We start from the raw sequence: 25,311 nt of genomic DNA, 5'->3' as shown, positions 1-25,311 counted from the left end.
TGTAGCCTTAGTTACTTAAAAGCTAAGGCTTTTTTCTATAATTATGATATTTTGAAGAATAAAACAATTTCAATGGATTGGACAAAATAGTAAAAATGTCAGCAAAAGATAATTTATTGCATCATCAAAAGTTTTGGAAAGGATTTTTAATCTTCTTAGTGCCGTTGATTGCGACCAATATTCTACAAAACCTTTCAGGCACGATTAATACGATCTTTGTCGGACAGATGATGGGTGTGAATGCGATTGCTGCAATTTCAGTATTTTTTCCGATTTTGTTTTTCTTATTGGCTTTTGTGATTGGGCTTTCCGCAGGTGCAACTGTTTTAGTGGGACAGGCGTGGGGAGCAAAAAACCTTGAAAAAGTCAAAATGGTGGTGGGTTCGACGCTGTTTATGACCCTCATCGGTGGTTGTATTATTGCTTTACTGGGTGTGGTTTTCGCCAAACAAATTTTATTACTTTTGGGCATTGATCCCGATGTGATGCATTTATCTTTGCCTTATGTGCAATGGATGCTTGCAGGTAGCCCGCTGCTGTTTATTTATATTATTTATACTTCGATTTTACGTGGTGTAGGTGACAGCACCACCCCTTTGATTGCATCAAGCATGACGATTCTTATTGGGGTGATCGTCACGCCCATTTTAATTGCAGGTTATTTTGGTTTTCCTAAGCTTGGTATTATTGCACCTGCCATCGCTACCAGTATTGGTTATTTAGCAGTTTTAGGATTTTTAGCTTTTTATTTAAATTATAGAGATCATGCTTTAAAGCCTGACATGGCATTGCTACGCCATATTAGATATCATCCTGAACTCACCAAAATTATTTTACGTTTGGGAATTCCAACAGGCATCCAAATGGTCACCACTTCTGCCGCAGGTTTAGTGATCATTGGACTTGTAAATCATTATGGTTCACATGCCACAGCTGCCTATGGCGCAGTCAATCAAGTGTTAAATTATATTCAGTTTCCAGCCTTGTCGATTTCAATCGCGGCTTCGATCTTTGCTGCACAAGCCATTGGTGCAGGTAAATCAGAACTCTTGGCAAAGGTCACTCGTACCTCACTCAGCATGAATATTGTGATCACAGGCAGTTTGGTGATTTTAGGTTATTTATTTTCTAAATATTTAATGGCGATGTTTATTACAGATCCAACTGTGATTGAGCTTGGGCAAAATTTATTGTTCATTGTACTATGGTCGATTATTTTCTTTGGCGCAGGTTCTATTTTTGCTTCGATCATGCGTGCCAGTGGGACTGTCACTGTCCCTATGATTTTAAATGTTTCAGCCATTTTAGTGATCGAAGTGCCTGCGGCTTATTTATTTAGTGAGTGGTGGGGCTTGAAAGGTATTTGGTATGCCTATGCGCTGGCTTTTGTATCTTTATGTTTGATGCAAGCAGCTTATTATCAATTTTTCTGGAAGAAAAAAACCATTAAGGTCTTGATCTAATGACTAAAAAACCAAGTAAAAATGAAAGCCTGAGAGGTATTTTCACTTAATACATAATTTTTATAAGGATTTAATTTAATCATATTTTTCATTGGCTTTTTACCTTGTTATAAACATTTTTATAGATTAAATAAAACAAGGTAAAGTTCATGACGAAAAGACAAATTAAACTCGGTGCATTTATTCCCACCACTTCCCAACATGCAGCAGGCTGGCGTCATTCTGAATCTCGCCCACAAGACCATCTCAGTGTCGACTATGCCATTGAACTCGCAAAAACTGCAGAAAAGGGCTTATTTGATGCCTATTTTTTAGCAGATGGTCTGTCGGTTAATTGGAGTCACGGCGCATCAAAAAATAAAAATACTTTAGGTTTAAGTGATAAATCCGTAGGTTTTGAACCCATTACCCTATTTGCTGCAATTTCGGCAGTGACCCAGCATATTGGCTTTATTGCGACTGCATCAACAACCTATGAAGAGCCTTATCTTTTAGCACGTAAATTTGCCTCTTTAGACCATATTTCAAAAGGTCGGGCTGCATGGAATGTCGTCACTACTTCTTCCGCAGATACTGCACGAAATTTTAATTTTACTGCACACCCTGATGCGAAAACACGTTATGCACGCGCAGATGAATTTATTGAAGTCACACAAAAACTGTGGGACTCATGGGAAGATGATGCCTTTGTCCATGATAAAAATTCTGGAAAATTTTTTGAATCAAACAAACTTCATGAACCTTTACATCAAGGACAGTTTTTTAATGTTCAAGGTGCCTTAAATATACCTCGCCCACCACAAGGCTATCCTGTGATTGTGCAAGCTGGACAATCAGAAGATGGGCGAGAATTGGCGGCAAAATATGCTGAAGTGATTTTTACTGCACAGCAAGATTTAAATGATGCACAGGCATTTTATCGTGATGTGAAATCACGCTTAGCCAAATATTCACGTCATCCTGACGATGTAAAAATCATGCCAGGTGTCTCTATTTTTGTTGCACCAACCCAACAACAAGCCATTGAAAAATATCAACAACTGAATGCGTTGCTGCATCCTGAAGTTGGGTTAGGTTTATTAACAGGTTTATCGGGAGGTATTGATTTATCACAGTATGATTTGGATGCGCCATTTCCGAAACTGAAAGATTTAGAAATTAATTTTTCTAGTCGCCAGCAAATGATGATCGAAATTGCAGAAAAAAATCAGTTTAGTATCCGTCAGCTTTATGAACACATTGCCTCGGCACGTGGTCATTGGACTTTGATTGGGACACCTACACAAGTCGTTGATCAGTTACAACAGTGGTTTGAAAATGAAGCAGCTGATGGTTTTAATATTTTACCCCCTACAACACCAGCAGGATTAAATGATTTTGTAGATTTAATCGTTCCTGAATTACAAGCACGTGGCTTATTTAGAACAGCTTATGAAGGCAAAACCTTAAGAGAAAATTTAGGTTTAACTCGCCCTGAAAATCAGCATGTTTTACGAAAAAACTCTCAACAAGCCTCTTAGATTCAACACAAAAAAATAAGATATAAAAAAAGCCCCTGTAGGGTAACGCTGATCAGTTAAGTCATCTTGGATACACATCTAGAAACTCTTAACTGACAGACATTTACCTTTCATGGGCTTTTTTAAGAGAGATCACCAAGTTAATCCATAATGTTCTAATTCATGCGGTTTAACAATCACTTTTTGATCTTTAAAATCTTGTAAAATATCATTTTTTATTGCAGTCAAACGATAGTCTTCGCGCTTGCGTGGGCGTTCCAGCTCAACAGGTACAATACGTTTAATCCGACCGGGATTTGGCTGCATCACCACAATACGATCCCCCAAAAGTACCGCTTCTTCAACATCATGCGTCACCAAAATCGTGGTAACTTTTTCAGAAGACAAGATGTGTTGTAACTCTTGTTGTAAGTTTGCCCGAGTCAATGCATCCAGCGCACCAAAAGGCTCATCTAATAACAAAATTTGTGGACGATTAACCAAGCTTCGTGCAATTGCTACACGTTGGCTCATGCCACCTGAAAGTTGGCTTGGATATGCGTGTTTAAAAGCACTGAGTTTGACTAGATCTAGATGGTAATCAATCAGTTCTTGCTTCTCTGCTTTGGACAATGGGCTTTTTTCCAATGCTAAAGCAATATTTTGTTCGACATTGAGCCACGGGAACAAACGATGATCTTGAAAAACAATACCTCGATCTAAACTTGTGCCTTGGATTGGTTGCTGATTAATGTGAATTGAGCCTTCAAAATCAGCATCCAAACCCACCAACAAACGCAGTAAAGTGGATTTACCACAACCACTGTTTCCAACAATACTGATAAATTCACCTGAAGCAATGTCTAAATTGATCTGATCTAAGACATGCAAAGGCTGAGTTTGCGAAGCAAAATATTTATTTAAGTTTTGAATACTCACTTGCCCATGAGTATGGATTTTTTCATTCATTTTATAACCTATTTTCAATTATTTATGTGAACCTTGACGCCAACGCAAATTGTAATTTTCAAAATAATGTGCAGCTTTTGAGAAAGCTAAACCAACCAAGGCAATAATCGCCATGCCATATAAAACAATTTCCATCTTAAATAGGTTTTGCCCATCTAAAATAGGATTCACCACGCCTGGGGCAGCAACGAAGAAATATTCTGCGCCAATGGTTGCAACCCATGAAAAAACTAAAGCAATATTCAGCCCTGCAAAGATACTTGGTGCAGCAGAGGGTAAAATGACTTTGAAAAATGTTCCCCATGCGCCAAGCTGAAAGATTTTGGCAACTTCTTTATTTTTTTCAGACACATTTTTTACCCCATCATAGGTATTAAAAAACACAGGATAAAACACCACCAAAGCGATAAAGATAATTTTCGACAACTCGCCATTGCCAAACCACATGATCATTAAAGGAATCCATGCAAATACAGCAACATGTTTAATTGCATTTAATGTCGGTGATAAAAAACGATCAGCCCATAGATTGAGTCCTAATAACAATCCCAAAGCAGCACCGATCACACCGCCCGCAACAAAACCTGTGATATTACGTGCCAGACTATAGGCAATATTTTCAAATAACTCCTTAGACTGCCAACTTTCCATAAACACGTTCCAAACATCACGGGGTGGTGGTAAAAGTGCATGATCTACCCAATGTCTTTCACTGACCACTGTCCACAACAGCAAAAGTACAAGCGGAATCGCCCAACCTCTCAAATCTAATTTTTTCATGTCTATTCCTGTTATTTTTGTGTATTCCAAGCGCCAAATCTTTTTTGAATCAGCCGAATAATCACATCAAAGAAGAAACCAACAACACCGATCACAATCACAATGGCCATCACCACATCTAATTGGAAAATTTGTCTGCCATAGACCATGAGGTAACCAATCCCTTCACTGGATGCTAACAATTCCACAGCGACCAAAGCTCCCCAAGCACTGGCAAGTGATAAGCGCAAGCCACCGATAAAACTCATAAATGCACCAGGCAAAACCAAATTTTTAAATCTTGACCAAGTACTTAATTGGTAGACGTTCGCAACCTCTGTTAAAGCTGTCGGAATATTACGCACACCCTTAAAGATATTAATGGTCATCGGTACCAATGCTGATTTTGCAATTAATATAATTTTCAGTGCTTCATCAATTCCCACCAATAAAATCAGTAAAGGAATCCAGCCCACGACAGGAACAAGATTGATCACTTTAAAAGTTGGCCAAACATAGGCTTCCACACGACGAGAAAGTCCCATGGATAAACCTAAAACGATGGCAAGGCTAATGCCAATACTGAAACCATAAGCAATTCGTGTCAGGCTGACGCTCAGATTGCTCCACAACTCACCACTAGCATATAAATCTTTCAATGCTACCCAGACCAAATCAGGTGCGGGTAATAACAAGGGATTTACCCAATTTTTTTCGACAGAAACATGCCAAAGAAACAGTAAAATAAGTGGAAAAATCACACCAATACATCCTGTCAATCGCACATGATTTTTAATAAATTGACTTATCGCAGTAGCTTTGATGGACTGACTGAATGTTTTGGTTTCTGAAGTCTGTTCAACAATAATTTCCTGTGCCATCTCTAAATCTCCTCTCAGTTAAGATCAGGACTTATTTGCCACTGGCATTTAATGGCTTCCAAAAACCTTGTAAATTCAGTGTCTTTAAAGCGTTATTGACATATTTTGGTTCAATCCATTGATCCACATCGATATTGCCCCGAATTAACTTTAAGTCTTGCCCTGCTTTCAGTTTTTGTTTGATCAAACTGACGTTATAGGCATCAAAAATTGGCGCACTATGTCGTTTTAAATCCACACCTGCATAGGCTTTATTAAAGTTGGCATAAGGCAAACCTGATTTTGACCAAATTTTAAATAACTCGTTCTTATTGGCTGGGTTACTTTCCCAAGCGGCCTGTTTTACCAATACATTGACGACACGTTGTACGACTTCTGGATATTTTTGCTCAAATTTTGAATTGACCAAGACATAACCTGAAAGTTGGTTCGCAGTCGGTTCTTGTTTAGTACTGTAAATAATTTTTGCGATTCCACGATCAACCACAGGAAATAAAGTTTGGTTACTCCAAATCGCATCTAAGTCGCCGCTCGCTAAAGCAGCATAGCCGACTGCGCCATCAGTATTTACAAAACGGAAGTCTTTTTCAGATAAACCTTGTCTTTTTAGCGTACTAATAATCGATAGATGTAAATTTGTCCCTTTGAAAAAACCAATTCGTTTACCTTTTAAATCTGCAAATGACTTTGCGGTTGAACTGGTCGGAACAGCCAAGTAAGCATTATCATTGGTTCCAGCAATTGCGACTAAACGTGTATCTAAACGGCTAGATTTACCAATCAAGGCAGGTAAATCACCGATCCATGTGATATCAACCAATCCGTTGGCAAATGACTCATTAATTGCAGGCCCTGCACCTTTAAAGTTGTTCCATTGAATCTTAATACCATCTTTTTGGAATTCTTTTTCAATCAAACCCAATGTTTGCGTGGTTGAATAATAATTACTATAGCCGACAGGTCGATTACCTGTTCCCACATAAGGCGTTGAAAAACGAATAATTGTTGGTTTTGCTTCTGCTGCAATGACTTGTACAGTTGAAAATAAACTGGCTGTGCTGACTAAGCTTGTCAGCAAAAATTTTGACCATGAAGACATAAATATTTCCTCTTTAAATTTTAAAAATTGCGTTAAAAGCCGTATTGGAACTGTGCAACCAGTTCGTTATATTTCTGATGAATAATCTCGTTGTTGACGTGATTAAAATTGAGCTGAAATTTAGTGGTTTCAGCAAAGAAAGCATTTAAACCTAAGCTATGGATATCAATTTTTTGATTGTCTTTGCTTGTATCTCGGTCAATGCTGTCGTAACGATAGAAACTTTGATAAGACTTAGGCCACCAGTCGTCATAGCGTCCTTGATTACGGAAACCTTTGACAAATTGTTCACCAAAATTCCAAAATAATGTGCCAGTATGTGACTCACTTTTGCGGTTGTAGACCGTATCTGTCGCTTGTACAAAAGTATCGTCTTCACCTTGCACATATTCATAAGTCACACCGAAAGGATGGTGGTTATAGTAAATATCGAAACCTTTACGTAGCACATCACCTTTGCCTGCAAATGAGGCTTGTGCACCATTTAAATCAAATAAATTGCTCTTGCCTTGATACCAAGACAAACCAAAACTGAGCTCACGTAGCCATGAGTTGTATTCCGCAGGTAAGGTATAGCGCACACGTCCGATAAAATTTTTGTCATCATTGTCATCTGACTTGTTAGCACCATTGCCATTAACCAAACCAAAGGCATAACTGAGCATCGGAGAACGGTAGTTATAGCCATAATCTACGGTTGGGAAAGCATCACCACGAACAATTAAGCCTACTTCTCGTAACGCCAAACCATAGCCATAACCAGGTAAGCTAAATAAAGCATTGTTAATGGTTGGTTTTAAATCTTCAGTCGCTTGTACTTCTTGACCAAATGGCAACAATTGTTGACCTAAGGTGACCGATAGTCGCCCTTTATCTAAACTTAAAGTTGGCAATACGTTATAAATCAACTGGGCATCAAGTAAGTTTAAATAACTGTTATTGGTGCCTGATTGCGGTGAAGTACCAAAACGTAAATTAAAATCAAGGTTCCGCCCCTGATCATAGTCTTTATACAAATTGCCATTAAAACCAATTTGTACTGCGCCAAGATCAAAAGAAGAATGGCGATCATTCACTGCGGTATTGGTATTAGTACCATTTGGAATGCTGCGTTGTGCTTCATCAATATAAGAAGCTTTGGCTTGTACCACACCATTAATCAATAATTGGCGAGTAGACAACGCTGTTTTGGTATCTCGCTCACGTTGAACTTGATATTTGTAATTCTCCAAGTCACTTTGCATACCTTGAAATTCAGCTTGGGTGACATAGCTTTCATCAGGATTATTTTCATTACTCTCTGCGTTTAAATCCTGATCTTGCACCGATGCAGTATCATTTGAGCTGGTGTCTATTTCATGTGAACTTTGCTGTGCTTTGAGTCTTGAAAGCTCACCTTTGACCAGTTTTAAAGACTGCTCCAACGCAGAAATCTGTTGCTGTAATTGATTAACATCTGTATCTGCATGACTGAGTGAAATACTTGCACTCAGCAAACTCACGGTAGCAAATACGTATTTAAAATTTTGCTTCATAAAACATCTACACCTACAGCTTAGCAAGTGAGACATCAGTTGATTTAATCAGCACAATCACTTGACTGCCGATTTGTAAATCAAGCTGTTCCACAGAACGCGTGGTAATTACCGAGGTAAAAATACCAGAAGCGGTAACTACATCGACTTCAGATACAACATCTCCACGGATGATGTCCTGAATAGTGCCTTTTAACTGATTTCGAACATTGATAGATTGAATCGTCATTATTAATCTCTGTGTGTATTTTTAAAATAATATGTAATATTTTTTTCACATTAAAAAATAATATAAAACGATTTAAATATCTTTTTTACTAAAATAAAAAACAATCAATTAAATATCATTTAAAACTCGTTTAAAATACTCAATATCTTTAACAATAATGTTTTCATACTGCCATTCAATAACATTTAAATTCACCAATTTTTTAACCTCCTTATTTACTGTTTGTCTTGATGAAGATAATAAATCTGCCAAATCGTGCTGAGATATCTTTAGTAATATTTCTATCCCTTGTGCATGATGGATGCCATATTGCTTCGACAAACTCAGCAAAGTTTTACAAATTTTTTGATGTAAATTAGCAATATGCAAAAATTTCACCTCTTCAATAAGATGATGCATCCGAAAGGCAACAATATCTAGCAAGTCTTCATTTAACTTATTGTTATCATTTAATTCTTGATGAAAAATATGCTTTGGAATGATCAATACACGAACTTGATTAAAGGCATAATAATCATAATCAATGACATGACCCTTTAAACAAGGTAATAGATTAATCAGGTTTTTTTCTGAGAAGAAATTAAAAGCATGAAAACGTCCAGACGTACTTAAATACCCAATGTGAATAATCCCATCGAGCAATATATATAATGCATCCGAACATGTACCTTTATTTAAGATTAGTTCATTTTTATTAAACTTTTTAATTATTGATTGATTTAAAATATATTCAATTCTATCCAAAGATAAACTTTTAAATATATTCTTTAAGACATAATGATTTGATGTGTAATTTAAATCATAATATTGCATAATAAATCCATCTAATATTTTTAAATAAATATTAGATGGATAATATCGTTAGAGCTAATGATTTATTCTGCAAAACTTTTAAGCTTTTATGCATAGTTTTATCGAAAAACCAATTTTCTTATGAAACTTTTTCATATATACCTGTTTCAGTCTGACGATAGTCTTTGATATCAAATTTTTCTTCTTTGTGTTGAGTCAAACTCGGACGACCATCCACCCCTACTGGAATATCACCTTCTAAAGTAACACGGCGCACGATACGGCGCTGATCACCATAGTCATTGATGGCACGGTGTTGTGTTGCACGATTATCCCAAATCGCGACATCACCAGCTTCCCAACGCCAACGCACAATATTTTCTTGCTTTACGATGTGACTTTGGAATAAATCAAACAGTTTTTTGGAATCGGTGCTGTTAAATCCAACAAAACGCTTAAAGAAATGTCCAAGTAATAAAGTTTTTTCGCCCGTTTCTGGATGAACACGCACCAATGGATGCTCAGTTTCATATTCGGTAGATTTGAAGAAATTACGATACTTCGCCAAAGTTTCTTTATTGATGGTCAGATCAGTATTGGCATAATCAAAATCATTGCTATGCACTGTACGTAATTTATCTGCCAAAGCCTTAAGTGGTTCAGGTAAACTGTCATAAGCAGAAGTGGTGTTTGCCCAAGCCGTATCCCCACCTGCTGCTGGGGCAACGATACTGCGTAAGATTGAAGCTTTAGGATAAGCATCCAAGAAGGTAATATCCGTATGCCATGAATCTGCACGTACGCCATGAGAAGAATCAAGTTCTAAAATATGTTTAGAGCCATTTTTCACAGGAACAGTTGGATGATTTAAGGGTGTTCCTAAACGTGCTGCAAATGCTTCTTGCTCCACATCATCCAAATGATGCTGAGCCTTAAAGAAAATGGCTTTGTATTGTAATAATGCTTGATTGATTTCATAGATCACCTGCTCATCAAGCTTTGATGACAGCTCTACACCTTCAATTTCTGCACCAATGCGCCCTGTAATTGGTTTTACCTGAATATGTTTATAGCTATAGCTCATGTTTATTTCCTCAATATTGTTATTTGTAAATATCTGAATCAAAGCATTTCTGCTGATGGAGCTATATTGTCAAATTCACTTATTCCAATCTGTCAAATAAGTGACATTTTTATTCTCTATTTTAGATAAGAAAGAAACTTAAAATGCTTTAGCCAATAAAAATATATAACTATTCAATAAAAAATAGCCTTCATTTACTTTCTTCCTTGCATGGTTTAAGACAAAGAAAAATAAATAAAAAACTATCAATTCAATTTATTATAAGAAAATATCCACAATAAATTTTTAACCTGTAGGTCATCTAAGTAATTCAATTTAAAAGTATTAAGCAATAAAAAACCGCCATAAATGACGGTTTTATTGTGTATTGTATAAAACAATTATTTTGGTTCAAAACGCTTGGTTAATTTGGTCAAACCTGTTGCCAATTTTTGATAACCTGCAGGTAATAAACGTTGTGCCAAATCAACAATCACCGCATCACCACCAATCAATAAACGACGTTTGTCTGCAAGGACTGCATCCAAAATTTCTTGTGCCGCTTCTACCGCAGGTTTACGTAATAGTTTATTAAATGCTTTTGCAGATTTATCAGGATTCATACCCAAAGATTTTAAGCTGTCATTCATGCGTGCATCGTTTGCGATGTTAGTACGAATACCACCTGGGTGTACACAAAGTGCGCTAACACCACAATTTTCAATATCAAGTTCTTGACGTAATGATTCAGTAAAACCACGTACCGCAAATTTAGTCGCATTATAGCCAGACTGCGTTGGTTGCGCAGTTAAACCAAAGATACTTGAGGTATTGATGATGTGACCATCACCTGTTTTCTTAATATATGGTAAAAATTCTTTGGTGCCGTAAACCACGCCCCAGAAGTTAATGCCAACGATCCATTCAAGCTCTTCATAACTTTCACCTTCTACTGTTGCACCGAGTGCTACACCAGCGTTATTGAAAATCATATTTACAGAGCCATGATTTTGAACAGTTTCTTCTGCCCAAGCTTTCATTTCTTCTTGTTTTGCAACGTTTACTTTTTTAGACGTTACACGTACATCATAAGGTTTTACCAATTCTACAGTTTCAGCCAAACCTTTTTCATTTACATCACTAATCGATAAATGACAGCCTTGTTTTGCCAATAAAATTGCCAATTGCTGCCCCATACCTGAGCCTGCACCCGTAATCGCTGCGACTTTATTTTTAAAATTTTTCATTGAGTTTCCTTGTTTGAATTCTTTACGTATGCATTTTATATACATACACTCACTGCTACACTATAATTTTGACAATGACTATTGTCAATATAATATGTTAAGCTTTTCAATGTTGATGAGTTGCTCAGAAGTATGACGTAAATTTCAACTATTTTTATTGATCAAATATTGCTATTTGCACACTTAATTTGGCACAAATTCATATGACTAAAGACTTTTTAAATGATCCCAACCCACAACAGCAACAACAAAATGCATCTAAAAAATTGGTGAAAGAAAGACAATTTAAAGGCATGTCCCTGTCTGAGCGAAAGTTGGCTCGTCGTGAAAAACTGATTGAGGCAGGAATTGAAGCCTACGGTACACAAGGCTTTTTCTCTGTGACTGTGAAAGATGTTTGTAATGAAGCAAAACTCACTGAACGTTATTTTTATGAATCTTTTAAGAAAAGCGAGGAACTATTCCAAACCATATTTTTACAGCTGATTGATCAGCTACAACAAACTGTGATGCAAGGCGTGATGCAAGCATCTCCTGATCCTAAAAAAATGATTCATTCAGGTTTATTTGCATTATTTTCGATGCTAAAAGCGGATCCTCGCATGGCACGGATTATTTATGTAGATGCGATGTTGGTGCAAGAACTCCATAATCAAGCGACAATTCACGAAACTATGGGACGTTTTGATCGCATGATTCATGCTTTTGTCATGCTTATGATGCCGCGGATTAACTACAGTGAACAGGAAATTTCTTTGGTGTCGACAGGGCTAAATGGGTATGTGACACAAATTGCAGTCCGCTGGGTAATGGGTGGATTTAAACTTTCAGTAGAACAAGTGGTTTTTGCTTGTGAAGCAGTTTTTTTATCGTTATTAGATTCTTTTTCTGAAAAACAAAGTGCTTAAATATACCGAAATTTGTATGTACTGTTATTTTTTAATCAAATCGTAAAAATAAAAGATCATGCTTATTTCATTGATTGTTCATATAACTTCACAAGTTTTGTCACAAAGTTTTGCAAAAAATAGCCGATATCTTTTTTTTGCAATGATACTGTCATAATTAATCTTTGTAATAAGCCTGTCATAAATAATAAAACGGTACACCGTTCATACATAGGATATTGCGTTGTGAAAGATGACTATATTTTAATCGTCGATGACGAACTTCCGATTCGAGAGATGATCCATACATCATTAGATATGGCTGGCTTTCAATGCTTACAAGCTGAAGATGCCAAACAAGCGCATCAAATGATCGTAGACCAACGACCGGCACTGATCCTATTGGATTGGATGATGCCAGGTGGTGTAAGTGGCGTAGACTTATGTCGTCGCTTAAAACGTGATGAAAATCTTGCAGAAATTCCTGTGATTATGCTCACTGCACGCGGTGAAGAAGATCATAAAGTACAAGGCTTAGATGCTGGTGCTGATGATTATATGACCAAACCATTTTCAACCCGTGAATTGGTTTCTCGTATTAAAGCTGTTTTACGCCGTGCCAATGCACTGAGCGGTGAAAAATCAATTGATGCCAATGGCTTAATTTTAGATCCTGTTAGCCAACGGGTGAGTTTTGGCGATAGCATTTTAGAAATGGGGCCAACTGAATACCGTCTTTTGGCATTCTTTATGACGCACCCAGAACGTGCTTATACACGTGCTCAGCTACTTGACCAAGTTTGGGGTGGTAATGTGTATATTGAAGACCGTACCATTGATGTGCATATTCGCCGTTTGCGTAAAGTGTTAGAACCGTACGGTGCTGACCGTTATGTACAAACTGTTCGTGGTACAGGTTATCGTTTTTCTACACGTGCAGATGTTGCCTTAGGTTAGTTAGGTCAATTTTTTTATGTATGAACCCTATCCCGTCCCTGATCTTGCTCGTGACCATAAAAAGTTTCGCTACAGCAGTTTGTGGACATTTGCCAAACAAGATTTACGCCTACTTGCATTTCTTCTAGTCATCGGATGTTTTATAGGTTTTGGGATTGGGTATTTTTGGATCTGCATTTCACTGGCATTTGCGATCTTTTTTATCTTCCAACTGCGTTCTTTGTATTTGGTCAATGAATGGATTTCCAATCGCCCATACGATGTTCCCCCAAATTTAAGTGGAATATGGGGTGCATTACTGTTCAATGTCTATCGGGCGCAGCGTCAAGAACGTGTTGTACAAGCAGAAATGGTCGGTTTAATTGACCGAGCACAATCCTCCTTGGTGGCATTAGCAGAAGCTGTTGTTTTAACTGATGAATTACATCAAATTGAATGGTGGAATCCTGCTGCCGAAAAATTACTTGGCATCCAAATGTCAGATCGTGGTCGCAATATTTTAACCATTCTTCGTCAGCCGAGTTTTATTGAGTATTTTAATAATATTGATCAGTCACCCGATGGTATTAAAATAAAATCAACGGTTTATGATGAGCATTATGTACAAATCAAACTGACGCGTTTTGGTAGCGAAAGCCGTTTATTGGTCGCTTACGATGTCACACGTGTGCATAATTTAGAACAAATGCGTAAAGATTTTGTGGATAATATTTCACACGAATTACGCACACCGCTGACAGTGTTAAGTGGTTATATCGAAACATTTACCGACCAAGAAGACTTAAATCCTCGTTGGAAACGTGCGTTTGATCAGATGCACTCGCAAACTCGACGTATGAATGCGCTCGTCAATGATTTGTTACTCTTGTCACGACTTGAGGGCAATAAACAAATTGCCAAAAATCAAATTATTGAAATGCCAAGTCTAATGAATCAATTGTTTGACGATGCCCAAGCTTATAATGTGGATTATGGGCATACTTTAAATTTGGATATCGATAGCCATTGTGATCTCATCGGCTCAGACACTGAACTTGCCAGTGCTTTTAGTAACTTAATTACCAATGCGATTAAATATACGCCTAAAGGTGGTTCAGTGACTATGGGTTGGCATGATGATGGTCAACATGGCTATTTTACAGTACAAGACACAGGTATTGGCATTGACCCAAAACATTTACCACGTTTAACTGAGCGTTTTTATCGTGTCGACAGCGCACGCAGTCGTCAAACAGGCGGTACAGGTTTAGGCTTGGCGATTGTGAAGCATGTATTGATGCAGCATAATGCTTATTTAGAAATTGATTCTATTGAAAATCAAGGTTCTACCTTTAGAGTGGTATTTCCCAAAGAACGTTTATATAAACCTGAATAATTTTTGTGTTTGATTTTAAATCTTAAAATAAAAGGTGAAGAATATGACTTCCTTCACCTTTACTCAAACATACTGTTTGTTAAATGCTTATAAGGTATGCCCTAAAGCCTCGCCCATGACTACAACTGAGTTCGCTTTAAATTGCGCATCCCAATTCATTTTATCTTGTTCAAATAAAACGATCGCAGTTGAACCCAAATAAAAACGTCCTAATTCATCACCTTTTTCAAGTTTTAAGTCATGGTGGTTGAGTTCTAAGCGACCCGATGGTTTCACTTTACCTGTTGCGACAGTTTCGATCCCTGCCACAATCATTGCACCCACTAAAACGACTGCCATACGACCGAGTTCAGTATCAAATAGACAAACCATACGTTCATTACGGGCAAATAAACCCGGTACATTTTCTGCAGTAGTTTGATTTACAGAAAATAGTTCACCTGGAATATACAGGGTTTCAGTCAAAGTACCTGCAAAAGGCATATGCACACGGTGATAATCACGTGGTGACAAGTAAACTGTGGCAAATTGACCATTTTTAAATGGTGCTGCAAGCTGTGGATCACCAATCAATTTTTCAACTGAAAAACTTTGACCTTTGGCTTGAAATACATCACCTTCTTTTACTTGACCTAATTGTGAAATTGCCCCATCCGCAGGTGATACGATGCTATTTGTATCTGCATCAATTTCTCGTACCCCTTGTTTTAAAGCACGAGTAAAAAAATCATTAAACGATTTATATTTTAACGCATCGGTTTGCTGTGCAATCGACATATCAATACCATATTGTGCTTTAAAGGCTTGAATAACGACATTTTTAACCAATGGATTTTCACTGGCAGCAAGTTTGCCTACCACACGGCTAAGTTGTTGCTGTGGTACTAAATTTTGAGCACGAATAAAAAGTTGTTTTTTTAAGTTTGAGGTCAGACTCACGAAGGTGATTCTCCACTAATAATAGGACTGTCGAGGCGGTTGCCCCATTCGCTCCACGCACCATCATAAGCTTGAATGTTCCAACCGAGTAATCGACCTAAGATATATGCCAATCCTGAACGATGATGTGATTGACAATACACCACCACAGGTTGATCCAAATGAAAGCCCAATTGTTCTAAACGTTGTTGCGTGCGTTCTAAAGGATGCAATTTTAAATGATTTTGACGATTAATTGCAGTACTCCATTCAAAATGTAAGGCATTTGGAATATGACCGCCACGTCTTGCGGCTAAACGCTGTCCTGTATATTCTTCTGTGGTACGGCAATCCCAAACTTGTATCGCATTTTGTTGTACTTTTTCTAACAATTCATTATATTTTATTCTATATTTTTCAATATTTTGAAGATTTATTTCAACTAAGTTCTTCACTTTTTTAAATTCTTCGACTTCCGATGAAGTAGGTAATCCTGCGCCCAACCATGCATGTATCCCACCATTAAGCAAACTGACATTTTCAAAGCCCAAACAGTGTAAATTCCAGATCAAACGCCCTGCCCATGCCCCACCTTCATCATCATAAACCACCACATGATGCTCAGGAGAGATGTTTAAGTATTCAATGAATGCCTTCAAACCTTGCTCATCAGGTAATAAACCTGATGCTTGTTCTTCTTGTTGAACCAAAAGCTGTGGTTTTAAATGTAAAGCATGCGGTAAATGTAATTGTTCATAGACTGAACTTCGACTCAAATCAACAATGCGTAATTGTTCATGTCCTAGATAAGGAACTAATTGTTCAGCTTCGATCAACAAATCAAAATTAAAAGGTGAGGCAGTCATAAGCTTTTTTGAATTTTAACAGGTCTATAAGAATGATCTTAGCATAGTCTTTTTTACAGTTTTGCTGATTTTCTGCTTTTCTTTAGCAAAAAATCAGCTATAGATTTTCTACTCAACGCTTGGTTCTTGAATTTCAAAAACTTGGCGTAAATATGCAAGGAAAGTGTCATTGTCTGTCATGGTTTTTCCAGGACTATCTGAAATTTTTGCCACCGACTGACCATTACACTCGACTAATTTTAAAACAATATTCAGCGGCGTTTGTCCCATGTCATTGGTTAAGTTGGTACCGATACCAAAACTAACTTGAAAACGGTCTTTAAAATATTGATACAGCGCCCAAGCACGTTCTAAATCTAAACCATCACTAAATGTCAGCATCTTGGTTTTGGTATCAATTTTGAGTTTACGATAGTGCTGATAAGCTTTATCTCCCCATTCAAATGGATCACCACTATCATGACGCAAGCCATCAAATAACTTCGCAAAATATAAATCAAAATCACGTAAAAAAGCATCCATTCCCACCACATCGGTGAGTGCGATGCCTAAATCACCACGATATTCTTGCACCCAAGTTTCAAGTGCTGATTTTTGGAAATCTCTTAGTCGGACATCTAAGGCTTGAAACGCTTGTAAAAACTCATGTGCCATTGTGCCGATCGGGAAAATTTTTAATTCTTTTGCGATCAATACGTTACTGGTACCACGAAACACATTTGGTACAGCATCATGGAAAGTTTGGATGACATGGCGTTGCCACGCTAAACTGTAGCGACGACGTGTACCAAAATCTGATACCAAAAATGGTGGATCATTTGGTTGCATTTCTGCTTCATATTTCTTCATCAACGCAACTTTAGCTTGTAAACGGCGCTCACCTTCTGCCAAAACTGCGTCAGAACGAATACGATGGAAATACAGTTCATTCACAATTGCCAATACAAAAATTTCAAACATCATCGCTTGTACCATTGGACCTTCCACCCAAATGTCCAAACGACCTTGTTCATCGATTCCTGCTTTAATAAAACGGCGTTTTAATTGGAATAATTCTAAATAATCAACAAAATCACTTTTGATAAAACGCAAGCTGCGTAAATATTGTAATTCATCTTCTTTAAAGTTCAGCTGACAAAGATAATCTAGCTGTTCATTCAGATCATCTAAAATATCCGTCAATGGATACACGGTATCTTGCAAATTTCGGCAACGGAAATGATATACGCTGTGTGTTTGTGGGAATTTATGAAGTACCACTTGCAACATTGTAAACTTGTACAAATCCGTATCAAGCAATGACTGAATGATGGGTTGCATATTTGATCCAATTAATCTGTATGCTCTCACTATAAAAACTAAATCTAAACTTGCAAATCAAAAAATAGATTATTGACTGTTTTTTTTACAAAAATCTGACGACTTCGCTGACAAGTTTCATCCAAGTTTATTTTTAAATTATTAACATTTTATTATAATTAAATATTATTTAATAAATTAAAATTAATATTTATTGAAATAAAAAAGTTTTTTAATTAACATTTAATACGATATAAATGTATTTTAAAAAATACTAAAAAATACTTTTTATATTTCAAAATACAATGGGAAAGTTTAGGAAGTCTATTATGGCAAAACTTAATTTAGATGCATTAAATGAAATTGATGGTGTAGTTGCAGCAGCTTTAGTTGATAGTTCAAGTGGTTTAGCACTTGCTGCGATTGGATCAGGTTTAGATTTAGAACTTGCAGCGGCAGGAAATACAGAAGTTATTCGTGCAAAACGTAAAGTGGCAAATGCATTAAAACTAAATGATAAAATTGAAGATGTATTAATTACTTTAGGTAAGCAATATCATTTATTACGTCCATTAGATCGTAATGATGAGTTATTCTTATATTTGGTTTTAGATCGTCAAAAATCAAACTTAGCTATGGCTCGCCATGAGTTACGTGCATTTGAAAAAGAACTTGATTTTTCATAATGTTATGAATACTGCCAGCACTTCACAATGCTGGCAGTATTTTTTATGTCTGCTATTAATTCAAACTATTTCCACCTTATTATTCATTTTTGCCCGCAGTATTGTTTTTCAATTTAGTGGCATATTCAACACCATGCGCTTGTAAATATTCACGAATCAATTGTCGCACCACTTGTGAGGGTGTAATATCTTGTTGATTACATAATTCTTCAAAAGCCTTTTTCTTGACTGGGTCAATTAAAATTGTTAATCGTGCAGTTTTATTTTCCACAACAGTTCCTTATTGGAGTTTATTATCATGGAATTATAATTAAACTATTATAAAAATTCATCAAAAATTATTAGTTTTGAGTAAATAGTAAACACAATATACTCTACTACATAATATAATTACAATATATTAAATAAACTAAACTATACAGACCATTTTAGTTGAAATTTTATTACACTTATTTTAAATAATGCATTATTAAATCAGCTTTTATATTTATCAAAACCACTTTATTGGTTTTTAATTTTACTTTTCTCTGTATTATTCACATTTTTATAAGCCTGATCATTTTATATCTCGTATCATATGATCAACCGATAGCAAATACCATCTTCTTCCTAAATCAAACCATGTAATTTAAGTCAGCATCGTAAGATCATTTAAAGTACATGCTCAGCATATCCATACATAAGTTTGCTAGAATTCGAATATTTAGAAAATATCAAATGGTTATGTTATGCGTGCGTTGTTACAACGGGTTTTAGAGGCAAAAGTTGTCGTTGAAGGTGAAGTAACAGGTCAAATTGAAAAAGGAATGTTAGTTTTTTTAGGTCTTGGCAAAGAAGATAACCTTGAAAAAGGTAAAAAGCTGATCGATAAAATTTTAAAATATCGTTTTTTTGATGATGAACAAGGCAAAATGGGCTGGAATGTCAGCCAAGCAGGTGGCGAAATTTTATTGGTTTCTCAATTTACCTTAATGGCACAAACTCAAAAAGGTTTACGTCCCGATTTTGGCCCTGCCATGCCGCCTGCGGAAGCTCAAGCACTCTATGAACAATTGGTTGAATATGCTCGCTCTCAATTTAATCATGTGCAAACAGGTATTTTTGCGGCAGATATGAAGGTGCATTTGGTTAATGACGGTCCTGTGACCTTTAGTTTAGAGGTGGAATAAGCTGTTTATTCACTCAGCATTATTCTTGTTAAAGCTTCTACGGGTAGTAATGTCTAGCTAAGAACCACTCCTTAGAACAATGTAAAAATAATTTAATTTAACGAGTAGTTTTGCGCTTAGAAAACTTAAATTATCGCATCCTTTGCTCGCTCATAAAAACTGATGTTGAAGATCAACATCAGTTTTAATTTTTTTAAAATGAGCGACCTGTCTTTTCTTTTAAGAATTGTCGTGCTGAAGCAATCTTTTCTTTTACAGGTTTTGGTACTTTTGGTGGAATCAATTTCGCAACTTGGTTAAACCATACCAACAAGCTGAAATCACCTTCCATTTTGATGCTACCGTTTTGCATACCTGTCATAAATGCACTTGGATCACCTTTAACTAAGGTTTTGACACCTTGTTCGCTATCAGCAAATTGCAAAATAAAATCTGCTTTCTCTGCATCACCTGAAACTGATTCGATTTGACCGTTATTGACAATAATTTGACGAGCCACGCCTAGATCAGTACCAATTTGGATACGGAATTGACGATCATGGGTCAATTCAATAAATTTCGGACTAGTACGTGCCAGTTGTTTCATACGCAATGCTAAGCCCAGTACCAATAGATCTAAAGGATCAGTACTTGCATCAACAATAGGTAACTTTACAACGGGTATTGAAGAAAGTTTCATGACATTTTAGCCTGTTGTTTTAATATAAAAAATTTACTCATCATCCTAGCATAACTTGGTATTTGTAATACAAGGTTGCTAACAAAACGATACGCAGAAAAAGGTATATCATTCGATATACCTTGAAAATGTCTTTTTTGGTTATTTTATTGAACGCTTAAGTCAGTTATTCGTATGAAATATCATTTTTTATTCATCTTCATAAACAGGTGTATGTTCAATATATTGGCGATTTTGGAGTGCCTTTTGTGCCATTTTATCAGCACGCAATAGCAAAACAATCAACCCACTCATTGACACAATAATTGCCGTTAAATAACTATAAGGAACCGATAAATCAAAAAAATTCTGTACGTTAAACCGTATCGTCTCTAATATGCCCCAGAAAGCCATCCCAGCTAACATAAATCCTAACCAATGACGATAAGGAGAGAAGAACACAGCAGTCAACGCTACGGCAATCAGACTAAATCCAATCAATGTTGCCCATGTCGCTGTTAGCATAAAAACCTCCGTCAAAATGAAGTCCTCACCTTTGAAAAAGGGAGCACACCACAATTTTCATCAAGCCAATATTTTTTCTTTACAATCTTACTAACGCTTATGTTGTGCATTATGGCGATTTTTTTTAAGAATAAAATACCTGTTTTTAGGTAAAGCGACACACTTTGTCGTTATATTCTTTTGTCATTACATTTTTTTATTTTTAAATTTTAGTAGTTTCTAATCCGCATCAGTCTTTGCTTGTCATTACAAAAAAATACACTGCCATTTTTATACAAAAACAACTTTTTTCGATCTCTTTAATCTATAAAGCGAATACCTACCTTCTTCACTTCGAAAAGATAAAAAATATTATTTATCAAGCAAAAAAGAGCAACACAAAGCCACTCTTTTTCATCTAACTGACATCTTTTAATGTTGAATTTCAAGCACGATTTAAGTCTTTATCATGCACCCCTAAAAGATACAAAACACCATCTAAACCGACACTCGAAATCGCCTGATTGGCATTTTGGCGCACTAGGGGTTTCGCACGGAACGCCACACCTAGACCTGCAATAGACAGCATCGGTAAATCATTTGCACCATCGCCTACAGCAATTGCTTGTTCTAATGAAATACCCATTTTTTCAGCAAGTTCGGTCAGTAATAATGCCTTACGTGCACCATCCACAATATGACCTTTGACTTCACCTGTTACTACACCATTTTCGACATCGAGAACATTGGCATGAACTTCATCAATGCCTAATCTTGCTTGTAAATATTCAGCAAAATATTGGAAACCACCTGATAAAATTGCAGTTTTATAACCCAGTGATTTTAAGGTTCTGATCAAACGCTCAGCGCCCTCTGTTACCGTTAAGCGTTCTGCAATTTTAGGTAAAACTGCTGCATCTAAACCTTTGAGTAATGCTACACGAGCACGGAAACTTTGTTGAAAATCAAGCTCACCTTGCATGGCGCGCTCAGTAATTTCAGCCACTTGGTCACCCACACCTGCCTCAATCGCCAGTTCATCAATGACTTCTTGTTCGATTAGGGTTGAGTCCATATCAAAACAAACCAGACGGCGATTACGACGGTAAGCATTGTCCTCTTGCACTGCAACATCAATACTTGACTCAGCAGACAAACGCAGACAGGCAGCACGCATGGCTTGTGCATCTAACATTTGCCCGCTTAAACCAAACTGGACACATGAACGTTTTGGTTCATTTTCCAGTCCATTTCGGTCTGGTCGACCTGAAAGTCGGGTTACTGTTTCAATGTTAAAACCCTGGCTGGACACAATATTTGTTACTGCTTGTAAATGTGCAGCCGTCAGCTCAGGTGCTAAAGCCGTTACAATATAACGGGTTCTACCTCCTTCGCCGACCCATTGATCATATTCCGCACCTGTGATCGGTTTAAAACGAACGGTTAATCCGATATCGTGTGCTAAAATAAGGATATCTTTCATGGCTAATGCCGTGGCGGTTTGGTCATCTGACGAAACCACAATCCCTAAAGTCAATTGGTTATGAATGACTGCCTGCCCTACATCTAATATTTGCAAAGAATGTACGGACAACACTTGCATTAATCGAGTAAACTGATTGGGTTGGTCAGGTCCTAAAAATGATATAAGAATGATTTCTCGCATGAATTGACTCGGGTCTGAGCTACAACTATTGTTAGAATCATAATCGAAATCGAATATTTTTTCTTTGGAAGTTTACGTTGAATGCGCCAAGACAAGGGCTATTTGCTAGCCTACTGATTATAAGTTTTGCTTTACATACCTTTTTGTTGGTAATTGCAACAACTCATCAACTCAATGAGAACCGTGCAAGCCAAGGTCAACTCATGACCAGTCAATTGGTTGCGGACAGCCTTTCTGAACTTGAACCAGCCAATACAGTGTCACTGGCATTGCTAGCAAATCGCTATGCGACCAATCCAAGTGTGGCATCTATTCGTATTTTAGATGCTCAAAAACAAGTACTTGCAACAGGTGGCTTAGCCAAAACTCGTCAAGGCGAAGTTTTTGTTCGTGATGCACTGCAAAATGAGAAAAAAGTCGGTAGTATCGAAATTACCCTTATTAAACCAAGTATTGGTGAAATTTTAAGAACCCAATGGTTGGCAATTTTAGTTTCATTCATCATTCATGCTCTGGTTTGGTTAGCATATCGTGCCATTGCCCGCCCAACACGTAGTGAATTACTTGCACGTTTAAATAAAGAAGCACGATTAAAACATGAAATTCAACAACTCATGGAAGCTTTAGAAGCGGAAAAAGCGGATAAAACTTTGGCAATCGCACAAATCAAACAACAAGCCAATAAGCCAAAACCATTAAAAGTTGAGCGACCAGTTGAATTTGACCAAGAACAAGCAGCGCTTGCGTTAAATATTCAGTATTACGATCCAAAACAATTGATGAATACAGTCAGTCAATCTGTGTCTGTGCCGTATTTTAATTTATGCCAAATTTTCTTAAATAAAAGCATCGAACTCTCAGCACAACACTTCAAGCTGAACTCTAAAGATTTTATTGTTCATCAAGAATTTAATCAACAAGGTGCATTGGTGACCATTGCAGCAGACAAACCGAATGCTGCGCATTGTATTTTAATGATTGGCTCAGTTTTTCAACTGTTATCAGATGTTTTGTATAAGCGTTATCGTGAAGACAAACGTTTTGTACTACAGACTCGCTGTGCAGTGACCACTGAAGTAGAAGCCATGCAACTTGACGCGATGCAAGCTGCTGATCGTTTAACCCATCATTTGATTGCTAAAGAAATGGCGTTGTATTTGAGTAATGATTTACTCAAGCAAATTGGTGAAAATTATCAGTTGGTGTCGATGCCAAACCCAACCAATGTTCTGACTCGACATGCCTTTATGATCAATGGCATGAATGCAGAATCTGCTGAACTTGCACAAAATCTACGTACTGAAATTTTAAAAGGTAAAAAGAAAAATACAGCATCTAATGATGATAATCGTGTTTCAGTTTCATAAATCCGTGTAAGTCCAAACTTAAAAAGCACTTTTAAATAAAAGTGCTTTTTTTATAGATATATATTTTTGCGATGTTAAATGGTGAAATTTTGCTAAACATCTGTTGAACAATTAAGCGAAATTGCCATAAAAATACAAGTGCGTGGTTTCCATTTAGCTGTAGCCTTGTGTATAACTATGTTTCTCAAAGGAATATGATAAGCATAGGCAAACGACCATAAAACACGGTAGACTATGCCCAATGAATTAAATGAAAATGTCACATAGACAGAACAAAAAGGTGAAGCTTGATGCCGCTCAATACTGTTGAAGAGCTTGTAGCAGATATCCGTGCAGGAAAAATGGTTATCCTGATGGATGATGAAGATCGTGAAAATGAAGGCGATCTGGTCATTGCTGCAACCCATGTACGCCCTGAAGACATCAACTTTATGATTACCCACGCACGTGGGCTGGTTTGTCTAACTTTAAGTCGTGATCGTTGTAAGCAATTAGATCTACCTTTAATGGTGGATAGCAATGGCGCACAACACGGTACCAATTTTACCTTGTCGATTGAAGCAGCTGATGGTATTACCACAGGAATTTCTGCTGCAGAACGTGCGCATACCATTCAAACGGCTGTTGCTGCTCATGCAAAACCAGCAGACATTGTTCAACCAGGTCATATTTTCCCATTGATGGCACAACCAGGCGGTGTACTGCATCGTGCAGGACATACTGAAGCAGGTTGTGATTTAGCACGTTTGGCAGGACTTGAACCAGCCTCTGTAATTTGTGAAATTATCAATGAAGATGGTACGATGGCTCGTCGTCCTGATCTTGAAGTATTTGCCGAAAAACATGGCATCAAAATAGGTACGATTGCGGATCTAATTCATTATCGTATGACCAATGAACAAACCGTTGAGCATTTAGACCAACAAGAGATTGAAACAGAGTACGGTACTTTCAATTTGCATCGTTATCGTGAAATTGGGAATCCAGACATTCATCTTGCTTTGGTTAAAGGTGAACCGAAAGACGGTGTAACTACTGTGCGTGTACATGGTTTCAATCCTGCACGTGACTTATTGAAACTCAATAAAAAAGATGGTGAAGCTGCGTGGAATTTAGACAAAGCACTGAAAACCATTGCCAAAAGTGAGCGTGGCGTTTTGGTGTGGATCGGTCAACGTCATTTGTCTGACTTAGGTCCTGCGCTAGAAGCATTAAGTAAACCAAAACCGACCAAATCCAATGCTGCTCTTTCACAACAATATCAAACTATTGGTGTGGGCGCACAAATTTTACGTGATCTCGGTGTTGAGAAAATGAAACTCCTCAGCTCGCCATTACGTTTTAATGCATTATCAGGTTTTAACTTAGAAGTGGTAGAATACGTTACCGCTGATCAAGCCTAAAACCCTGCTTGTTTAGAATA

General features: G+C 37.1%; 25 protein-coding genes. 9 read left to right on the top strand and 16 right to left on the bottom strand.

What is annotated here, in order from left to right:
• The first annotated feature begins 95 nt into the window (after positions 1-95).
• Positions 96-1,463: an MATE family efflux transporter gene (locus HUS24_RS11045; RefSeq protein ID WP_173912061.1), complete on the top strand. Its 1,368-nt coding sequence runs from the start codon at positions 96-98 to the stop codon at positions 1,461-1,463.
• Positions 1,464-1,612: 149 nt separating this feature from the next.
• Entirely contained in the window at positions 1,613-2,983 is a 1,371-nt protein-coding gene (locus HUS24_RS11040) for an LLM class flavin-dependent oxidoreductase (protein ID WP_173912060.1), read from the top strand.
• A gap of 132 nt (positions 2,984-3,115) precedes the next feature.
• Here the strand turns inward: HUS24_RS11040 and HUS24_RS11035 are convergent, their stop codons facing one another.
• The 9 genes from HUS24_RS11035 to HUS24_RS10995 all read right to left on the bottom strand — a co-directional run bounded on the left by HUS24_RS11035 (position 3,116) and on the right by HUS24_RS10995 (position 11,536).
• Entirely contained in the window at positions 3,116-3,931 is an 816-nt protein-coding gene (locus HUS24_RS11035; RefSeq protein ID WP_173912059.1) for an ABC transporter ATP-binding protein, read from the bottom strand.
• Positions 3,932-3,949: 18 nt separating this feature from the next.
• A complete protein-coding gene (locus HUS24_RS11030) occupies positions 3,950-4,711 on the bottom strand; it encodes an ABC transporter permease (RefSeq protein ID WP_173912058.1) in 762 nt (253 codons plus the stop codon).
• A gap of 11 nt (positions 4,712-4,722) precedes the next feature.
• The gene (locus HUS24_RS11025; RefSeq protein ID WP_173912057.1) at positions 4,723-5,571 is read right to left on the bottom strand and encodes an ABC transporter permease; all 849 of its coding nucleotides are present in this window, start codon (positions 5,569-5,571) and stop codon (positions 4,723-4,725) included.
• 31 nt (positions 5,572-5,602) lie between these two features.
• Positions 5,603-6,670 carry an ABC transporter substrate-binding protein gene (locus tag HUS24_RS11020; protein WP_173912056.1) on the bottom strand — a complete coding sequence of 356 codons (1,068 nt, stop codon included), beginning with the start codon at positions 6,668-6,670 and terminating at the stop codon, positions 5,603-5,605.
• 32 nt (positions 6,671-6,702) lie between these two features.
• Positions 6,703-8,205, bottom strand: a complete 1,503-nt coding sequence (locus tag HUS24_RS11015; RefSeq protein WP_173912055.1) for a hypothetical protein — start codon at positions 8,203-8,205, stop codon at positions 6,703-6,705.
• Between the two features lie 13 nt (positions 8,206-8,218).
• Positions 8,219-8,434, bottom strand: coding sequence for a molybdopterin-binding protein (locus HUS24_RS11010; RefSeq protein WP_173912054.1), 216 nt, complete (start codon positions 8,432-8,434; stop codon positions 8,219-8,221).
• A gap of 108 nt (positions 8,435-8,542) precedes the next feature.
• A complete protein-coding gene (locus HUS24_RS11005) occupies positions 8,543-9,247 on the bottom strand; it encodes a Crp/Fnr family transcriptional regulator (protein WP_173912053.1) in 705 nt (234 codons plus the stop codon).
• Positions 9,248-9,365: 118 nt separating this feature from the next.
• On the bottom strand, positions 9,366-10,310 hold the full coding sequence (locus tag HUS24_RS11000) for a TauD/TfdA family dioxygenase (protein WP_173912052.1): 945 nt from the start codon (positions 10,308-10,310) through the stop codon (positions 9,366-9,368).
• A 380-nt stretch (positions 10,311-10,690) separates the two neighbouring features.
• Positions 10,691-11,536, bottom strand: coding sequence for an SDR family oxidoreductase (locus HUS24_RS10995; RefSeq protein ID WP_173912051.1), 846 nt, complete (start codon positions 11,534-11,536; stop codon positions 10,691-10,693).
• A gap of 293 nt (positions 11,537-11,829) precedes the next feature.
• Here HUS24_RS10995 and HUS24_RS10990 point away from each other — a divergent pair, with 293 nt between their 5' ends.
• The 3 genes from HUS24_RS10990 to phoR all read left to right on the top strand — a co-directional run bounded on the left by HUS24_RS10990 (position 11,830) and on the right by phoR (position 14,755).
• Positions 11,830-12,444 (top strand): TetR/AcrR family transcriptional regulator, encoded by a 615-nt coding sequence (locus tag HUS24_RS10990; protein ID WP_254433866.1) that lies wholly within the window; start codon positions 11,830-11,832, stop codon positions 12,442-12,444.
• 225 nt (positions 12,445-12,669) lie between these two features.
• The gene (gene phoB, locus HUS24_RS10985; RefSeq protein WP_065994486.1) at positions 12,670-13,380 is read left to right on the top strand and encodes a phosphate regulon transcriptional regulator PhoB; all 711 of its coding nucleotides are present in this window, start codon (positions 12,670-12,672) and stop codon (positions 13,378-13,380) included.
• A gap of 16 nt (positions 13,381-13,396) precedes the next feature.
• Complete coding sequence (phoR, locus tag HUS24_RS10980) at positions 13,397-14,755, top strand: phosphate regulon sensor histidine kinase PhoR (RefSeq protein ID WP_173912049.1); 1,359 nt, start codon at positions 13,397-13,399, stop codon at positions 14,753-14,755.
• 87 nt (positions 14,756-14,842) lie between these two features.
• Here the strand turns inward: phoR and asd are convergent, their stop codons facing one another.
• The 3 genes from asd to pncB all read right to left on the bottom strand — a co-directional run bounded on the left by asd (position 14,843) and on the right by pncB (position 17,859).
• A complete protein-coding gene (gene asd / locus HUS24_RS10975) occupies positions 14,843-15,694 on the bottom strand; it encodes an archaetidylserine decarboxylase (RefSeq protein ID WP_173912048.1) in 852 nt (283 codons plus the stop codon).
• A complete protein-coding gene (locus HUS24_RS10970; protein WP_173912047.1) occupies positions 15,691-16,539 on the bottom strand; it encodes a sulfurtransferase in 849 nt (282 codons plus the stop codon). Before HUS24_RS10970 ends, asd begins: the two co-directional genes overlap by 4 nt.
• Positions 16,540-16,647: 108 nt before the next feature.
• On the bottom strand, positions 16,648-17,859 hold the full coding sequence (pncB, locus tag HUS24_RS10965; protein WP_173912046.1) for a nicotinate phosphoribosyltransferase: 1,212 nt from the start codon (positions 17,857-17,859) through the stop codon (positions 16,648-16,650).
• A 308-nt stretch (positions 17,860-18,167) separates the two neighbouring features.
• Between pncB and HUS24_RS10960 the strand changes: the two genes are divergently transcribed.
• Positions 18,168-18,524 carry a hypothetical protein gene (locus HUS24_RS10960; protein ID WP_065994491.1) on the top strand — a complete coding sequence of 119 codons (357 nt, stop codon included), beginning with the start codon at positions 18,168-18,170 and terminating at the stop codon, positions 18,522-18,524.
• A 79-nt stretch (positions 18,525-18,603) separates the two neighbouring features.
• On the opposite strand, the gene HUS24_RS10955 is transcribed toward HUS24_RS10960, so the two are convergent.
• A complete protein-coding gene (locus HUS24_RS10955; protein WP_173912045.1) occupies positions 18,604-18,795 on the bottom strand; it encodes a ribbon-helix-helix domain-containing protein in 192 nt (63 codons plus the stop codon).
• Between the two features lie 457 nt (positions 18,796-19,252).
• Between HUS24_RS10955 and dtd the strand changes: the two genes are divergently transcribed.
• Complete coding sequence (dtd, locus tag HUS24_RS10950) at positions 19,253-19,693, top strand: D-aminoacyl-tRNA deacylase (RefSeq protein WP_173912044.1); 441 nt, start codon at positions 19,253-19,255, stop codon at positions 19,691-19,693.
• Between the two features lie 193 nt (positions 19,694-19,886).
• Here dtd and HUS24_RS10945 read toward each other — a convergent pair whose 3' ends face one another.
• The 3 genes from HUS24_RS10945 to serB all read right to left on the bottom strand — a co-directional run bounded on the left by HUS24_RS10945 (position 19,887) and on the right by serB (position 22,521).
• Positions 19,887-20,372, bottom strand: coding sequence for an SCP-2 sterol transfer family protein (locus HUS24_RS10945; RefSeq protein ID WP_173912043.1), 486 nt, complete (start codon positions 20,370-20,372; stop codon positions 19,887-19,889).
• A 189-nt stretch (positions 20,373-20,561) separates the two neighbouring features.
• Complete coding sequence (aciT, locus tag HUS24_RS10940; protein ID WP_173912042.1) at positions 20,562-20,876, bottom strand: AciT family ciprofloxacin tolerance protein; 315 nt, start codon at positions 20,874-20,876, stop codon at positions 20,562-20,564.
• A 424-nt stretch (positions 20,877-21,300) separates the two neighbouring features.
• A complete protein-coding gene (serB, locus tag HUS24_RS10935) occupies positions 21,301-22,521 on the bottom strand; it encodes a phosphoserine phosphatase SerB (RefSeq protein ID WP_173912041.1) in 1,221 nt (406 codons plus the stop codon).
• Positions 22,522-22,598: 77 nt separating this feature from the next.
• Between serB and HUS24_RS10930 the strand changes: the two genes are divergently transcribed.
• A complete protein-coding gene (locus HUS24_RS10930; protein WP_173912040.1) occupies positions 22,599-23,888 on the top strand; it encodes a hypothetical protein in 1,290 nt (429 codons plus the stop codon).
• 290 nt (positions 23,889-24,178) lie between these two features.
• Positions 24,179-25,291, top strand: a complete 1,113-nt coding sequence (gene ribBA, locus HUS24_RS10925) for a bifunctional 3,4-dihydroxy-2-butanone-4-phosphate synthase/GTP cyclohydrolase II (RefSeq protein WP_173912039.1) — start codon at positions 24,179-24,181, stop codon at positions 25,289-25,291.
• The last annotated feature ends 20 nt before the right edge of the window (positions 25,292-25,311 follow it).

The organism is Acinetobacter sp. Marseille-Q1618 (assembly GCF_902809855.1).
GTDB lineage: Bacteria > Pseudomonadota > Gammaproteobacteria > Pseudomonadales > Moraxellaceae > Acinetobacter.
Note: the sequence above shows the minus strand (reverse complement) of the source record. Positions and strands in the feature narration are given on the sequence as shown.

Coding starts and splice junctions, on each gene's coding strand:
- HUS24_RS11045 (WP_173912061.1), top strand. CDS start 96: ATGTCAGCAAAAGATAATTTATTGCATCATCAAAAGTTTTGGAAAGGA.
- HUS24_RS11040 (WP_173912060.1), top strand. CDS start 1,613: ATGACGAAAAGACAAATTAAACTCGGTGCATTTATTCCCACCACTTCC.
- HUS24_RS11035 (WP_173912059.1), bottom strand. CDS start 3,931: ATGAATGAAAAAATCCATACTCATGGGCAAGTGAGTATTCAAAACTTA.
- HUS24_RS11030 (WP_173912058.1), bottom strand. CDS start 4,711: ATGAAAAAATTAGATTTGAGAGGTTGGGCGATTCCGCTTGTACTTTTG.
- HUS24_RS11025 (WP_173912057.1), bottom strand. CDS start 5,571: ATGGCACAGGAAATTATTGTTGAACAGACTTCAGAAACCAAAACATTC.
- HUS24_RS11020 (WP_173912056.1), bottom strand. CDS start 6,670: ATGTCTTCATGGTCAAAATTTTTGCTGACAAGCTTAGTCAGCACAGCC.
- HUS24_RS11015 (WP_173912055.1), bottom strand. CDS start 8,205: ATGAAGCAAAATTTTAAATACGTATTTGCTACCGTGAGTTTGCTGAGT.
- HUS24_RS11010 (WP_173912054.1), bottom strand. CDS start 8,434: ATGACGATTCAATCTATCAATGTTCGAAATCAGTTAAAAGGCACTATT.
- HUS24_RS11005 (WP_173912053.1), bottom strand. CDS start 9,247: ATGCAATATTATGATTTAAATTACACATCAAATCATTATGTCTTAAAG.
- HUS24_RS11000 (WP_173912052.1), bottom strand. CDS start 10,310: ATGAGCTATAGCTATAAACATATTCAGGTAAAACCAATTACAGGGCGC.
- HUS24_RS10995 (WP_173912051.1), bottom strand. CDS start 11,536: ATGAAAAATTTTAAAAATAAAGTCGCAGCGATTACGGGTGCAGGCTCA.
- HUS24_RS10990 (WP_254433866.1), top strand. CDS start 11,830: ATGTCCCTGTCTGAGCGAAAGTTGGCTCGTCGTGAAAAACTGATTGAG.
- phoR (WP_173912049.1), top strand. CDS start 13,397: ATGTATGAACCCTATCCCGTCCCTGATCTTGCTCGTGACCATAAAAAG.
- HUS24_RS10970 (WP_173912047.1), bottom strand. CDS start 16,539: ATGACTGCCTCACCTTTTAATTTTGATTTGTTGATCGAAGCTGAACAA.
- pncB (WP_173912046.1), bottom strand. CDS start 17,859: ATGCAACCCATCATTCAGTCATTGCTTGATACGGATTTGTACAAGTTT.
- HUS24_RS10960 (WP_065994491.1), top strand. CDS start 18,168: ATGGCAAAACTTAATTTAGATGCATTAAATGAAATTGATGGTGTAGTT.
- dtd (WP_173912044.1), top strand. CDS start 19,253: ATGCGTGCGTTGTTACAACGGGTTTTAGAGGCAAAAGTTGTCGTTGAA.
- HUS24_RS10945 (WP_173912043.1), bottom strand. CDS start 20,372: ATGAAACTTTCTTCAATACCCGTTGTAAAGTTACCTATTGTTGATGCA.
- aciT (WP_173912042.1), bottom strand. CDS start 20,876: ATGCTAACAGCGACATGGGCAACATTGATTGGATTTAGTCTGATTGCC.
- serB (WP_173912041.1), bottom strand. CDS start 22,521: ATGCGAGAAATCATTCTTATATCATTTTTAGGACCTGACCAACCCAAT.
- ribBA (WP_173912039.1), top strand. CDS start 24,179: ATGCCGCTCAATACTGTTGAAGAGCTTGTAGCAGATATCCGTGCAGGA.